Source organism: Ancylobacter sp. VNQ12, assembly GCF_049445835.1.
Taxonomy (GTDB): Bacteria; Pseudomonadota; Alphaproteobacteria; order Rhizobiales; family Xanthobacteraceae; genus Ancylobacter.
The window spans coordinates 22,824-36,963 of sequence record NZ_JBMSDU010000023.1 but is presented as its reverse complement, the minus strand read 5'-3'; the positions used below and the strand labels follow the sequence as shown (position 1 = coordinate 36,963).

At 64.4% G+C, this 14,140-nt stretch carries 15 protein-coding genes; 7 read left to right on the top strand and 8 right to left on the bottom strand.

From position 1 onward, the window contains the following. The first annotated feature begins 4 nt into the window (after nt 1-4). From ACO2RV_RS21685 to ACO2RV_RS21660, 6 genes are all read left to right on the top strand, one after another. A complete protein-coding gene (locus ACO2RV_RS21685; RefSeq protein ID WP_423296321.1) occupies nt 5-208 on the top strand; it encodes a DUF2934 domain-containing protein in 204 nt (67 codons plus the stop codon). 59 nt (nt 209-267) lie between these two features. Next, a complete protein-coding gene (glgP, locus tag ACO2RV_RS21680; protein ID WP_423296320.1) occupies nt 268-1,962 on the top strand; it encodes an alpha-glucan family phosphorylase in 1,695 nt (564 codons plus the stop codon). Between the two features lie 32 nt (nt 1,963-1,994). Beyond that, nucleotides 1,995-2,630: a CBS domain-containing protein gene (locus ACO2RV_RS21675; RefSeq protein ID WP_423296319.1), complete on the top strand. Its 636-nt coding sequence runs from the start codon at nt 1,995-1,997 to the stop codon at nt 2,628-2,630. A 73-nt stretch (nt 2,631-2,703) separates the two neighbouring features. After that, complete coding sequence (locus tag ACO2RV_RS21670) at nt 2,704-2,913, top strand: hypothetical protein (protein WP_423296318.1); 210 nt, start codon at nt 2,704-2,706, stop codon at nt 2,911-2,913. Beyond that, nucleotides 2,849-3,637 carry an NAD(P)-dependent oxidoreductase gene (locus tag ACO2RV_RS21665; protein ID WP_423296317.1) on the top strand — a complete coding sequence of 263 codons (789 nt, stop codon included), beginning with the start codon at nt 2,849-2,851 and terminating at the stop codon, nt 3,635-3,637. The genes ACO2RV_RS21670 and ACO2RV_RS21665 overlap by 65 nt, the downstream gene beginning before the upstream one ends. Before the next feature lies 1 nt (nt 3,638). Next, the gene (locus ACO2RV_RS21660; RefSeq protein ID WP_423296316.1) at nt 3,639-4,307 is read left to right on the top strand and encodes a DUF6629 family protein; all 669 of its coding nucleotides are present in this window, start codon (nt 3,639-3,641) and stop codon (nt 4,305-4,307) included. 12 nt (nt 4,308-4,319) lie between these two features. Here the strand turns inward: ACO2RV_RS21660 and ACO2RV_RS21655 are convergent, their stop codons facing one another. Both ACO2RV_RS21655 and ACO2RV_RS21650 read right to left on the bottom strand, forming a co-directional pair. Then, nucleotides 4,320-5,918 (bottom strand): ABC1 kinase family protein, encoded by a 1,599-nt coding sequence (locus ACO2RV_RS21655; RefSeq protein WP_423296315.1) that lies wholly within the window; start codon nt 5,916-5,918, stop codon nt 4,320-4,322. A gap of 39 nt (nt 5,919-5,957) precedes the next feature. Beyond that, a complete protein-coding gene (locus ACO2RV_RS21650) occupies nt 5,958-6,998 on the bottom strand; it encodes a type II glyceraldehyde-3-phosphate dehydrogenase (RefSeq protein ID WP_423296314.1) in 1,041 nt (346 codons plus the stop codon). Between the two features lie 148 nt (nt 6,999-7,146). On the opposite strand from ACO2RV_RS21650, the gene ACO2RV_RS21645 reads away from it, so the two are divergent. After that, nucleotides 7,147-7,338 (top strand): hypothetical protein, encoded by a 192-nt coding sequence (locus ACO2RV_RS21645; protein ID WP_423296313.1) that lies wholly within the window; start codon nt 7,147-7,149, stop codon nt 7,336-7,338. Here the strand turns inward: ACO2RV_RS21645 and ACO2RV_RS21640 are convergent. From ACO2RV_RS21640 to ACO2RV_RS21615, 6 genes are all read right to left on the bottom strand, one after another. Further along, a complete protein-coding gene (locus ACO2RV_RS21640; protein ID WP_423296312.1) occupies nt 7,320-8,804 on the bottom strand; it encodes a multicopper oxidase family protein in 1,485 nt (494 codons plus the stop codon). The genes ACO2RV_RS21645 and ACO2RV_RS21640 overlap by 19 nt on opposite strands. Nucleotides 8,805-8,908: 104 nt before the next feature. Beyond that, nucleotides 8,909-9,286, bottom strand: a complete 378-nt coding sequence (locus ACO2RV_RS21635) for a hypothetical protein (protein WP_423296311.1) — start codon at nt 9,284-9,286, stop codon at nt 8,909-8,911. 129 nt (nt 9,287-9,415) lie between these two features. Continuing rightward, on the bottom strand, nt 9,416-10,693 hold the full coding sequence (locus ACO2RV_RS21630; protein ID WP_423296310.1) for an MgtC/SapB family protein: 1,278 nt from the start codon (nt 10,691-10,693) through the stop codon (nt 9,416-9,418). Between the two features lie 43 nt (nt 10,694-10,736). Next, nucleotides 10,737-11,237 carry a cytochrome b gene (locus tag ACO2RV_RS21625; RefSeq protein ID WP_423296309.1) on the bottom strand — a complete coding sequence of 167 codons (501 nt, stop codon included), beginning with the start codon at nt 11,235-11,237 and terminating at the stop codon, nt 10,737-10,739. Nucleotides 11,238-11,257: 20 nt separating this feature from the next. Beyond that, a complete protein-coding gene (locus tag ACO2RV_RS21620; RefSeq protein ID WP_423296308.1) occupies nt 11,258-12,784 on the bottom strand; it encodes a thymidine phosphorylase family protein in 1,527 nt (508 codons plus the stop codon). Further along, nucleotides 12,781-14,139, bottom strand: a complete 1,359-nt coding sequence (locus tag ACO2RV_RS21615) for an MBL fold metallo-hydrolase RNA specificity domain-containing protein (RefSeq protein ID WP_423296307.1) — start codon at nt 14,137-14,139, stop codon at nt 12,781-12,783. Before ACO2RV_RS21615 ends, ACO2RV_RS21620 begins: the two co-directional genes overlap by 4 nt. Between the last annotated feature and the right edge of the window lies 1 nt (nt 14,140).

Here is a 14,140-nt window from a genome sequence, read left to right as displayed (position 1 = left end):
GATCATGTCAGAAGCGCAGGCCACCCCGGAGCAGAATGTCCTTCGGCCGAATATCGAGCTGCGGGCGTATGAGATCTGGGTGCACGAGGGTTGCCCCGAGGGCCACGACGTAGAGCACTGGCTGCGGGCCGAAACCGAGATCGTCCGGGAGGGCGCCGAGCCCGAAGCGGCGGGTGAGGCCGCAACAGCTGCCAAGAAGAAGAAATAATCGGGCGGCCGCGCGAGCGGCGCCAACGAGCGGACTGGCCTCACGCCGGGAGAGCATTGTTGGATTTTCTGGATCGGTCTGTCCGGCGGACGCGCTTTGCCTATTTCTCGATGGAGATCGCGCTTCGCGCCGAGATGCATACCTACAGCGGGGGGCTTGGCGTGCTCGCCGGCGACTCGGCGCGCTCGGCCGCCGATCTCGATCTGCCGATGGTGTTCGTCACGCTCGTGAGCCGGCAGGGTTATGTGCGGCAAGCGATCGATGACCGTCATGGGCAGATCAGCCAGGCCGACCCGTGGGCGCCGCAGGATTTCGCGACAGCCCTGCCACAGATGGTGGCGATGTCGATCGAGGGGCGCGCCATGTGGGTGCGGCCCTGGCTCTATGGGCTGGAATGCCCGCTCGGGCATATCGTTCCGGTCGTGCTGCTCGACACCGATCTCGAGCAAAACGCCGTCGAGGATCGCCGGATCACCGATGCGCTCTATGGCGGCGACCAAGCCTATCGGCTGAAGCAGGAGATCGTGCTCGGCATTGGCGGCAAGAGCGTGTTGCGCGCGCTCGGCTTCCGCGTCGAGAAGTATCATCTCAACGAAGGCCACGCTGCGCTGTTGACGCTGCCCTTGCTGCGGGAGACCCAGCGGCCAGACGCTGATGGTGCGTCGGATCCGACTCGCGGCTACGACGTCTCGGCGGTTCGCGAGCGCTGCGTGTTCACGACGCACACGCCCGTGGAGGCCGGATTCGACAAATTCGATTATGATCTCGTCCAGCGTGTGCTCGGCGACTACATCGAACGCGATGTCCTGACGCATCTCGCCGGCGCCGATCAGCTCAACATGACGCGGTTAGCGCTGAATCTCAGCGGCTATGTCAATGGCGTCGCCCGCCGACATGCGGAGACGACGCGCAAGCTCTTTCCAGGCTATAGGATCGCCTCGATCACCAACGGCGTCCATGTCCATCGATGGACGCATGGCGCCATCGCCAAGCTCTTCGAGCAGCAATTTTCGAATTGGGCGCATGAGCCCGAAGTCCTCGCCTTCGCCGACCAGATCGACGACGGTGCGCTCTGGTCGGCGCACGAGACCGCCAAGCGCGATCTGCTGGCGCGCATCGCCCAGGCAACGGGCAAGCAGTTGCGTCCCGATTTGCTGCTGATCGGGTATGCGCGGCGTATGACCGCCTACAAGCGCCCCGAGCTGATCTTCTCCGACCTGGATCGGCTGCGTGAGATCGCAAACGGGCAACCTTTTCAGATTGTGCTGGCCGGCCTCGCGCATCCGAGTGACCGCGGCGGGCACGAGGCGATCCGAGCGCTCGCCGCGCATATCGACGCGCTGGACGGGGCGGTCCCGGTGGTGTTTGTGCCCGGCTACAATCTCGACATCGCCGCGGCGCTGGTGGCCGGCTGCGACGTCTGGCTGAACACGCCGCTGCCGCCGCTCGAGGCCTCCGGCACCAGCGGGATGAAGGCCGCGCTCAACGGTGTGCTCAATCTCAGCGTCCTTGATGGCTGGTGGATCGAAGGCTGCGTCGATGGCGTGACGGGCTGGTCGATCCCCAGCAATGGCGCCGACGCGAATGACGCGGGCGCTCTGTACGACAAGCTTAGGGACATGGTGCTTCCGCTTTACCACGGTGATCGGGGACGCTGGATTTGGATGATGAAGCAGGCGATCAGCAAGATTGGCCCGTCCTTCAATTCTCATCGGATGATGCGCCGCTACGTCACCGAAGCCTACTTGCGTTGACAGGGAGACGAGCGATGCGCGTGAGGGATGTGATGTCGACGCGGCTGGTCACGATCAGCCGCGAGCACAGCGTCTGGCACGCCGCGCAGATCATGCTCAGTGAACATGTCAGCGGCCTGCCGGTGCTCGATGACGCCCAGGCCCTAGTCGGCCTGGTCACGGAAGGCGACCTGCTGCGGCGCTCCGAGCTTGGAACGCCCCTCGGGGACGGCGGGGTGGAGGCGCGCGCCCGCGCCTATGTCCGGAGCCGGAGCTGGAAGGTCGGCGCGCTCATGTCGTCGCCGGTCCTGACGATCGAGGAGGATGCCCCGCTGTCTCAGGTGGCACAGCTCCTCGGCGTTCATCGGATCAAGCGTCTGCCGGTGCTGCGCGGCGCGCGGCTGGTGGGCATCGTCAGCCGGGTCGACCTGCTCAAGGTCATTTCAGTGGGCAGGCCGGATGCCGAGATCCGGGGCGATGACGCTGTCTTGCGCGCCCTGCATGCGCGGCTTAAGGAGGCCGGCACCGTGTTGCGCCGGCAGCCGGAGCTCCATGTAGCAGCGGGCCGGGTGCACGTTGCAGGCGCCATGCACTCCCAGGAGGAAATCGACGTCGTGCGGATGGTGGTCGACAGCGTGGTGGGATCGGGGTTTAAGGATGACTTGACAGTCGAGAAGGAGCCTGGATGAGAGTTGTTCTGTTCGAGGCGGGAGATTGAGAGAAGAAAGCCTGCGCTAAACTGATGCGCCGGCACGAGGTCCGTTGCACGAAGGTTCCGCTCAACATCACCACGGTCGGCGAATTCAAGGACGCGGAGGTGATCAGTCCTTTCGTGGCCTCCGCCTCGATGCCGGCATCATCGATCGATTACCCGAGCTGAAACTCACCGCAACCCGTTCGGCGGGATATGACCATATCGACCTGGCCGCCTGCCGCGAGCACGGCGTCGCCATTGCCAATGTGCCGGATTAGGGGACGCGACAGTCGCCGAACACGCCTTCGCGCTGCTATTGGCGCTGGCGCGCAACATCGTGAAGAGCGTCGCGCTTACACGGCGCGGCGGCTTCTCGATGGCTGGCATACGGGCCTCGGATTGCGTGACAGGATCATCGCGGGTGTCGGGACAGGGCGCATCGGGCGCCGCACGATCGAGATCGCGCGCGAGTTCGGCATGCGCGTCGTCGCCTTCGATCAAGTTCAGGACGCGGCCGCCGCAACACGGCTGGGCTTCACCTATGGGCCGCTCGACGAGGTCTTGGCGCAGGCGGATGTGATGACGCGGCTTTTGCTGTCATCGCCGTCGACGGTGGGATTGCTCGGCGAGCGGCAATTCGCGGCGATGAAGGATCGCGCCATCCTTATCAACGCGGCGCGCTGCAATGTGGTCGACTCCGAAGCGCTGGTCCGGGCGCTGGCGAACGGCAAGCTGCGCGCGGCCGGTCTCGACGTGCTGCCGCAGGAGCCGCTGATCCGGGAGGAAGCCGAAATCTTTCGCCAGGACAAAACGGTCCATGCGTCCGATCTCAAGGCGCTGGTCGCCAATCACGTGCTGTTGCGGTTCCCTGACGTCCTAGTCACGCCGCACAATGCTTACAACACCGACACGGCCCTGGCGCGCATCATGGAGACTACGATTACTAACGTCGAAGGTTTTGCGGCCGGACGCGCAGTCAATCAGGTGCAGGCGGCCGCCTGAGATGTGCCTGTCCGCAGAGGTCAGTCTCGACGCCGCAGCCATCCTCATCCCGGCTGGAGCCGTCGCCGCCGCGTCGGCCTGGCGGCGGGATCGCCGCTACCTGATGATCGCGACGCTGCCTTTCCTGTTCGGCCTACAACAATTGGTGGAAGGACTGGTGTGGATCGAGGGCCACGCCGGCAATGCGCACCATATCGCTCAGTATTCGCTGCTCTATATGTTCTTCACATGGATTGTCTGGCCAATCTGGGTGCCCGTTTCGGCGTATTTTCTCGAGCGCAGCGCACGCCGCAACATCATCCTTCTGTTCGTCATCGCCGGCGCGATGCTGGGAGGCCTGCAGTTCGTTCCGTACTTTGTCCATGACGGCTGGCTGACGACGACGTTCCTGCGCTGGGCGGTCCGCTACCAGGACATCAATCTGCTCGACGGTCTGGTCTCGCGGATCGTGACCTATGCGATCTACGCCACCGTCGTCATCGTGCCGTTCCTGCTGGTGCGCGACTGGGAGATCAAAATATTCGGTTTGCTCGTCGCCGGCGTCCTCATCGTCACCTACGTGTTCTTCTCCTACGCCTACATCTCGGTGTTCTGCTTTGGCGGCGCGGTGATCTCCGCCTATCTGCTGGCGCTGATCTGGCGCAAGGGCGCCACGCTCGGCGTGGCGTAATCGCCTGGGAACTCAATCTCGCCAGAGCGAACGCGCCGAGCGCGCGACGCGCAGGCAAAGCCAGATCGCGATGGCGAAGCCGATCAGGGCCACCGTCGGCACCCCCAGCACGTGAGGTCCGGTATTTACCTGCGCGAGCAGGGCGGAAGCCACCAGCAGGCCGACCGACAGGAGTGCGAGCGCCAGGAGCGCCGCGCGGCGATCCAGCCTCCGCTCGAGTTCCTCCGAATGCGCGATGCGCACCCCGAGAGCAGGTTCTTTCCCGTCCCGATGGGCGCGATGCAGCAGCGAAGCAAGCAACGCAGGCAGATCCTGGGCCAAAAGCGCGAGCTCGGTCTTGAGACGCGCCATGGCAGCCCGCTCGGGCTCACCGCCGAGCGTATCGGCGATCGCGGCTTCACCCTTGGCGATGAGATTGTCGAGGACGTTGAAGTCAGGATCCAGCCGGCGCAGGCAGCCTTCGATGAGAAAGAGCGTGCGGACGAGGACCATGAGGTTGTAGGGCACCGCGACATGGGCGCCGTCGCCGAGCCGAATCACTCGCAGGAAAGCGTCGGCGATCGACCAATCCTTGAGGGGAAGCGATGAATAGTCGCTGAAAATCTCTTCAAGGCCCGGTACGAAAAGCGTTCGATCGGCTGTGCGGTCGATCAGCGAGAGCTCGATGGCGGCGTCGAGCATCCACCCGGCGTCCTGCTGAACGAAGGCCTGAAGGAATATTCCGAGATTGCGCCTTGTGGTGCGGTCGAGATTGCCGACAAGGCCAAAGTCGTGAAAGCAGATCCGACCGTCTTCCATCAGGAAGAGGTTGCCGGGATGAGGGTCGCCATGAAAGAGCCCGCTCTTCAGCAACTGCTCTAGATAGAAATCAACGAGAACGCCCGCGATGCGGGGACCGTCCTGCACCACAGCCGGATCCTCGATCGATCGGCCATGGCTCATAACCTGGACTAGGATGGACTCCCTGCACAGCGCTTCGATCGCTTCCGGTACATAGACGTCGGTGCGCTGCTTATAGGCCTTGCAGAAGCGCCGGATATTGCGCGCTTCCTGCAGAAGATCGGTTTCGCGCCTGAGATTGGTCCAGATCTCGCGGGCGAGGCGTTCGAGCTGGAAGCGCCGGAGGCCGGGGATCGCCGTCCCAGCGAGCCGGGCGACGGCAACGAGAATGCGCATGTCGGCATCGATGCGCTCGCGCATGTGCGGACGTCTGATCTTGACGATCACATCCCTGCCGTCGTGCAAGGTGGCGTGATGAACCTGCGCGATCGACGCAGCGGCAAACGGCTCGCTGTCGAAGGACCGGAACACGCCATCGGGCGGGTGAGCCAGCGCGTGTTCGAGTTCCGCTTTCGCCTCTTGCGCGGAGAATGGCCGCGCGTGTTCGCGCAGGTCGCGTAACTGCCGCAGATATGCCTCCGGGAACAGATCGGGCCGCATGCTGAGGGCCTGTCCGATCTTGATGAAGCTGCCGCCGAGATCATCGAGCGTCCGCCGTAAACGGGCTGGCAAGGCCGAAGCCTCGGCACCGACGCCATGTCGACGCTCGGTCCAATAGAGCAGGACTAGGGAGGTGGCCGCGGCAACGATCTTGACGAACCGGAAGATCACGTAGGCGGCCCTGCTTGATGACCGACGCCGCCCATGGCCTCAGAAGAACCGTTGGCGGATGCCGAGCGAAGCGTTCGTGCGCGCGATGGACGCGTGAGCGTCCCGTTCAAGGCCAGTCAGGGCGCGAATCGCGTCGATCGTCTCGGGAATGACGATCGCCTGATTGTCCACCATATAGGCGTAGAACAGCTCTTCACCTTCGGCGCGAAGCATATCCTCCCACAGCGCCACTTCGTAGAGATTGTCGCGTGGCCGGTCGAGATCGGCCATCAGTTCCTTGACAGTGTTGATGGCGGCGAGCCCGTCCGTGGTCCGAATCAAAGCAATGCGCGACGACGACCGGAAGGCCTGAAGCACCTCCTCCTTATCGGCAGGGCGGGTCAGTTGGACCGCCCAGTAATGGAGATGAGCGAGCGTCTCAGGTACCCTCACAGCCATGGTGACGACATCGAGCTCGGGATCCACGCTTTGCGCGTCGGGCCCCTGATGGCTTGGGATCTTCGGCTCGGGCACGAGCGTGTTCATGATACCGCCGGCATCGCTTTCCCAGGGATCGGTGGCGCGCCTCAGCAGCGTTCCGCGCGCTTGCTTCAGGAGACCAGCTCGCTTGAGCGCCGAGAGCGTGCGGACAATGGATGTGGTGTTGCAGGACACGACCCGCGTGGACTCGCGACCGATGGCACTTGCGAAGGAGCTTTCGGCAGTGAACGAATGTCCGGTCACGGCGTGCTTTTCGCCACCATGCAGAATGAATTTGATACGCCGAGAACGATAGCGCTCGACATTGGCGGCGCCGATACGCTTGGGCGTGCAATCGATGACGATGTCGGCCTGATCGAGAAGCGCATCGAGGGTGCCGGCGACCTTGAGGCCGGCTGCCGTCATCGCCCCGTGAGCCTCATCAGTGGCCGCATAGAGCGCAACTTTCTTCTGATCCAGCGAACGTAGGCGCCAGTCGTTGGCGACGTCGCAGACACCGACGAGTTCCATATCATCCTGAAGGCGCACGGCGTCGGCCACGCGCTTGCCGATGATGCCGAATCCGTTCACCGCGACGCGGACGGAGCTCTCCTGTGTCATTGCAGGCATTCCTCGACAGGTTGCGGCAATAGTCCCGGCGGGACGCTCTCGACCCGGGCGGCGGACGTCAACTGTTTGCCAGCGTGTGCGCCGATGAACTTTGATCGAAGTTAAGGTTGCCGCTCTCCGATAAAGCCGTTGATGCTGGGTGAAAATCAGCCAGCAATTGCTTTTCGGCTGGCCTTCTCGCGCCCTTGCAGGCCTGGTTCAGCACTCAATGCTGGAAGCCCGCGCCAGCCAAACCCAGGTCGAATTGATCGCGCTGCATGCTGGCTACATGCCCGATGCCGACGACGATGTCGGCATCGGGCTTCGCGCAGCTCAGCCGAGGTCCTCATAGGTGACGTAGGCCATCATGCCAGTCGCCATGTGATAGAGATGATGGCAATGGAGTGGCCATGTCCCGGGGTTGTTGGCGTCGAAGACGATCGTCATCGAGGCCCCCGGCGGAACGAGCACGGTATCGCGAACTGCGCCGGCCAGCTTCGCGCCGTTGATGGCGGCGACCTGGAAATGATGGCCGTGCAGGTGCATCGGATGCGACATCATCGATGCGTTGCGCATGGTGATCTCGATGCGCTGCCGGCGCCGCGCACGCAGCGCGTCGCCGCCATCGATCGCCCACGCATAGCCCTGCATCTGGCCAGTCAGTGTCAGCGTGAAACTGCGATCCGCCGGCTTCACTTCCAGAGGATGGCGCGCGCGCAGTCGCTGCTCAAGGTCGGCCCCGACAATTGGCCCGGCCTCGTCACCCGCCTTGGCGACGCGCTTTACAGTGGATCGGGAGGTGGCCAGGATCACACCCGTTCGTTCGGCCGCGCCCTCACGCAGCGCAAGGACGGGATAGGCGCCTTCGCCGGTCGGCAGCTCGAGAGAGATGTCGAGGCGCTGCCCCATGCTGACCGGGAAGCTCGAACCCACGATCGGTTCAACGTCCTGGCCGTCGACAGCGAGAAGCGTGCCCTTGAGCGCGCCGGTATCGATGGTAAAGCCCGTCGCGGTTGCGCCGTTGATGATGCGAAGGCGGACGCGGCCGCCTTTCTCAACGCGCACAATCTCGGGGTCGTCGAGCGTCCGCTCATTGGCGAGATAGGCGTCGTAGTCGATGTCGTTGAGGTCCATTCCGGCCATCTGCATGCCGGGCATTGCCTCCATCGACATCTTGCCCATGTTGCCCTGCCCCATGCCGGAATGGTTCATCATCGGCATGCCGGCGATATCACCTGATCCCTTCGCCGCGTCATGGCCTTGGCCTTGCTTCAATCGCGCGAGCAGTTCTTCGACGGGCGTGAAGGAGAAATCGTGCAGGAGGATGACGACCTCCTGCTCGTCGCGCGCCCGATCAGCCGCCCGACGGACGATCAGCGGGGCTGCAAGCAGGTTCTGCTCCTGCAGCGTGTGGGCGTGCATCCAATGCGTGCCGCCGTTGCCGACGGGGAACGTGTAGCGATAGTTGGTTGCCGGTTTGAGCAACGGCAAAGGATTGTCGGGCACGCCGTCTGCCTCCCACGGCGGCGTGAGCCCGTGCCAGTGGATCAGTGTCGGTTGGTCGATCTCGTTCGATAGCTCAACATCGAAGAGCGCCTCCGCGTCCAATGTCAGGCCATGCGTGCCATTGGGCTGCAGCAGGCCGAAGACGCGTGCGGCGCGGCCATTGACCTCGATGGTGCGGCTCGCCGCCGCGAGCTTGGTGGGCGAGCGGCCAGCGGGCGCCTGCGCCCAGCCGATCGCGGGACGAGCAAGCGCGCCGGCGCTGAGGGCCGCCGTGCCGCTCAGTATGGTGTTAAGAAAACCGCGTCTGTTCATGATCGTAAGTCCTCATCGTGCCTGAATGGGCCAGGCGTGCTGATTGAGCGCACCGCGAGGGCGGGCGCCGAACCCCGAAGCATCGGGGCGGTAGTTGAGCTGAATCAGCGTCGAGGAGGTTTGTGGGGCTGACCGATAAAGATGCCGGCAATCGGGTCGCCGCGGTCGAGCCGATGCTTGACAAGCATCGGCTGCGGCTTCTCGTCCGATCCTGTGGCAGCGGGCGCGTTGCAAAGGCTGCACGCCGATGTGCAACAGCGGTCCGCGTGCGTTCCGATCAGCTTGTCGATGGCGTTGGTCTGAGAATGGACGTCCGCAGGATCGCTCGCGCCATCGTTGCTCAAATTGTTTTCGACCAAATGCGTCGTATTTGGGCAGGGCATGACGTGCGCGCTTGCCGCCGACATGCCGAGCAAGGCGAGCGCAAGCACGGCAACCAGCGCCGTTCTCATGCAACCGACAACGCTGGCCAGTAAACGCATCTGCCTTGAGGACCTGTTTATAAAAGAATATCTCAGCACGCTTCAATCATGATTGATCGGGATCAATCTGTCGGGGCATTTGCCTATTCCATTGCCACCGATAGGCGTGCTGATGCCCGAGCCATTTTTTCACCCGACGACTGGCGTCGCTGCGGGCCAACCGAAGTGCGGTAGGGCCATGAAAGCTGCGAAGCCGGCCGCACCCGCCAGCACGGAGGCGATCGCGAGAGGAAGCCAAAAGCGAACCGGCCCCGTCGCGCCGGCGACGAGGAGGCGGCCGGCGGCATTGGTTGCAAGCGCAATCAGGACAGCGTGCCCGACCGTTTCGAGATCAGCCGTCGATCCAAGAAGCCGCAGCGCGCTCAGAACCGCGACGTCGACATCGAAGGCCCCCGAGACCGCCGAAGTCGCAACCGTCCCTGCTGCATATCCCGACGCAGCAGCGCTGATGGTCGAGACGACGGCGAACAGCACCGCGAAAGCCAGAAGCGGTCCAAGCTCGAAGGGATTGCGGGGAGAACTGTCACTGGTCGCCGCAAGGCGACCACGGGTGAGGAAAACGGCGCCGCATATCGCCAAGCCGGCCACCGCTGCGAGAATAGCGAGGCCGGCGACGCCGAGGACCGCGGGTGCGATGATGGCCACGATGCCGGCGACGCGCAGCATCGAGACAGCAGAAGCGAGTGTCGCGGCTCCGGCAAGTGGCCAGGGATTTTCCCCCGCCGCCGACGTGCGTGCCAATGCAAGGGTAACAGCAGTGGACGAGACGACCGCGCCCGCCAGGCCACCAACCAGCACGCCCCGCGTGGTGCCAAGGATTCGCACGGCGATATAGCCGAGGAAGGAGATCGCGGCGGTGAGCACCGTAAAGAGCCACACTTGGCGGGGGTTGAAGCCGCCCCAGGGATCGATCGGCTCTGCGGGAAGCAGGGGCAGCACGATCGCTGTCATGACCGCGAGCACCAGCGCGGCGCGCAGCTCGACCCATGAAATGCGTTTGAGCAGGCCATGGAGGAGATCGCGACTGGCGAGCAGGACGGCAAGCGCGGTGCCCCCGGCGGCTGCCGCGCGGTGGTCGCCCACGACCGCTAGGGCGCCGAGCACGAACACGCCGAGCCCCGCGACGACCCCGGTTACGCTGAAGTCGGCATCATGAATGGCTTCGCGGCTCTTGTACCAGGAGAAGACAGCTGTGAAGGCGATGAGGCCCGCAATGAGCACCGAAGGCGCTTCGAGGCTGCGGGCGAGCGCCGCGAACAGGCCGCCCAGCAGCCCCGTAATGGCATAAGTGCGGATACCGGCCGTGCGCGCCCCGTCCGGCGCATCGCGCTCGCGCCACCCGCGCTCGAGGCCAACGACCAGGCCAATGGCAAGGGCGAGCCCCAGCCTGGCGATCAGTGATTCCATCGCCGACCTCCGGACGACTGGCGGCCATGCCGCAAGGAGTGCGTCATCGCGATTTTCGGATCATGCGCCGCAGAACCTGATCGTGGCGCCAGAAATGATGCCAAAGCGCGGCGCCCGCATGTAGGAGGACAAGAACGAGGAGCGTCCAGCTGAGCAGGCTGTGGACCGGCGCGATCCCGAACGTCAGATACGTGGCGATCGTGCCGGTGACCGGTAGCGCGATCAGCACGGCATAGAGGGTCGCATGCATGGCTGCGGCGATCATGCGCTCGAGTGGGGACAGGCCCGGCACTGGCGCCGGCCGACCGTAAGTGAAGCGCAGCACAAGTTGCGCCAGCACAAGGCCGAGGATCGCCCAACCGCTCCAGGAATGCACCTGATGCAGAAACAGGTCGATGGGACGTGGTTTCATGAGCAGGTGCACCATGTGGGTGCGCTGAATGGCCCACGCCGTCGGCACCTGGATGAGGCACAGGACCAGCACCATCCAATGCATGAGGCGATGAGCGAGGGGGAATCCGTCCGGGCGATGCGCGGTACGCATCGACGCTGGCCAGAGCCGCCTCAAGCCTCGACCTCGACGATGTTGCCGGCGCGCCCGGCATAATCGAGCGCATACGCGAGCTCGCCTGTCGTCTCAGTATGGATGTGGAGGAGGGGCTGGCCGCGATCGATCTCGTCGCCGAGCCTGACCTCCATGTGAACGCCCGCCGCCTTTGCTTCCGGCGCACCCGCGAGCTTGGCGAGCCGAGAGAGCTTGCGGTTGTTGATATGAACCACGCGGCCCGCACGGGCTGCCGTCAACGGATGGACGTAGGACGCTTTCGTCGGCACACGAAGGCCGCCCTGGGCTTGGCAGATCGCCTCGAATTTCGTCCAGGCCCGGCCGCTGGCGAGCGTTGCGAGCGCGAGGTTGACGCCTTCCCCTTTCGCGGCCTTGCCGCCGATCTCGAGCGCGGCTCCGGCCAAAGCGGCGGCGCGGCGACGCAGATCTTCGGGCGCCTCGGCTGCGTTGTTCAGGACGGCAAGCACGTCCAACGCTTCGAGCGCGGGGCCGATGCCGCGCCCGACAGGTTGAGAGCCGTCGGTCTGGACGCAGGTCGTCGCGAGGTTGAAGCGGGTCGCGACTGCGCTCAAGCGCTCCGCCAAGCGCATGGCCGCCTCCTCGCTGCGCACCTTGGCCGTGGGGCCGACCGGAATGTCGATCACGACATGGGTCGACCCCGCCGCGATTTTCTTGGACAGCACGGAAGCGACGAGCTGGCCTTCGGTGTCGATGTCGAGCTCGCGCTCGACGCGCACGAAGATATCGTCGGCCGGGCTCAGATGCACGGCGCCGCCCCAGGCGACGCAGCCCCCTTCGGTTTCCACGACGCGCCTCAGCGTGGCGATGTCGAGCTCCACCGGCGCCAGCGTCTCCATGGTATCGGCTGTTCCAGCCGGGGAGGTGATGGCGCGTGACGAGGTCTTGGGCATGACCAAGCCGTTCGCGGCAACGATCGCGACCACGATCGGCGTTGTCCGATTGCCGGGAAGGCCGCCAACGCAGTGCTTGTCGACGACTATCGGCGCGTCCCACCGCATCCGTTCCCCGACATCCACCATGGCGCCGGTCAGATCGGCGGTCTCGTTCTCGTCGAGGGGGAGGGCGGCGCTGGCGGTGAGGAACGCCGCGAGATGGACTTCCGTGTAACGGCCGGCAACCACGTCGCGCAGGATCGCGGCAAAGGCGCCCGCGTCCAGCCGGTTGCCATAGATGCGCTGACGCACGCTGGCTAGCGAGTCGATCGCGGGCGCATGGCTGACATTGACCGCATCGCCGTCGCTGAGGCCGAGCCGTTCCCACGCGGTCTCGGACAGACCGACCTCGTCGATGGCGATGAGGCCGTCGCCGTCGATCTGAAACAGGGTCGCCTGGACTTCATCTTTGCCGTTTGAAACCAGCACCTGCGAGCGGGCCGACAAGCCCTCTGATCGGCAGACGTGGCAATCGGTTCGCATAACGACCACTGCCTGGTGCTGCGTGTGCAGGCGGATGCGGCGGACCCGCAGCGTCGGTTGGGCGGCATTGGTCGTGTCGGCCAGCATCATAGATCGAACTTCTGGTTCTGCCGGGGAACTACGGCGTTCCATTTAAGCTCCCGGTCGATGCGAATGCGCAGGGCTTCGGAGCCCTCATCCTCGCCGTGCACGATGAAGACACGAGACGGCGGCCGCCGGAAGCCCGAGAGCCATCGCATGAGCTCGTTGGAATCGGCATGTGCTGACAGCATCGATAGTTCTTCGACCGCGGCGCGGACCGGAATCCACTCACCATGGATCTTGGTCTCTTGCGCGCCTTGCAGCATGGCGCGGCCGCGCGTGCCGGCCGCCTGGAAACCGGAGAACAGGATCGTGTTGCGGGCGTGGGGAGCGAAGGCTTTCAGATGATGAAGGACGCGCCCTCCGGTCGCCATGCCGCTCGCCGAGATCACGACCTTGGGGTAGGGGCTCGCCGTGATCGCCTTGGAGCCCTCTACATCGCGTGTGTAGGTTGCGATCGCGCAGATTTCCTTGCATTGCTCTGGCGTCAGGCGGTGATCCTCTCGATGGGCGTGCAGGAGGTCGGTGGCGTCGATCGCCATCGGGCTGTCGAGATAGACTGGCACTTTCGCCAAGCGCCCGGCCGTCTTGAGCTTCCACAGATGATAAAGCAGCGACTGGGCGCGACCTACGGCGAAGGCGGGAACGACGACTGTCCCGCCGCGCGCGATCGTCCGCTCAACGACGGAACCAAGCGCTTCTGTCGCGTCCACCCGATCATGCAGACGATTGCCATAGGTCGATTCGATCAGAACGTAGTCCGCCTCCGGCACCGGGACCGGATCGGGGAGAACCGGATCGTCATAGCGGCCGAGATCGCCGGAGAATGCGACACGGCGTCCGCCCCATTCGACCTCGGCGGTCGCAGCGCCTAGGATGTGCCCGGCATGACGGAACGTGAGCGTCGCGCCAAACGGCAGCTTGACCGGCTTGTCGAAGGGCACGGTCGAAAAGAATTCCAGGGTGCGCTCAGCATCGTAGATGCCATAGAGAGCGAGCGCCGGCTTGTGCTTCGAGAAGCCCTTGCGGTTGGCGTATTCGGCGTCCTTCTCCTGAAGGTGCCCGCTGTCATTTAGGATGAGCTCCGACACATCGCGCGTAGCGGACGTCGCGTAGATTCTCCCGCGAAAGCCGTCACGCACCAGCTTTGGAAGATAGCCCGAATGGTCGAGATGGGCGTGCGTCAGGATGACGGCGTCAATGCTCGCCGGCGCGATCGGCAGCGGCTCCCAGTTCAGCTCGCGCAGGTTTTTGAGGCCCTGGAACAGACCGCAGTCGATCAGGATGCGCTTGTCACCGTTGGCAAGGAGATGTTTCGAACCGGTGACCGTACCTGCGCCGCCGAGGGAAGTGAGTGTCAGCATG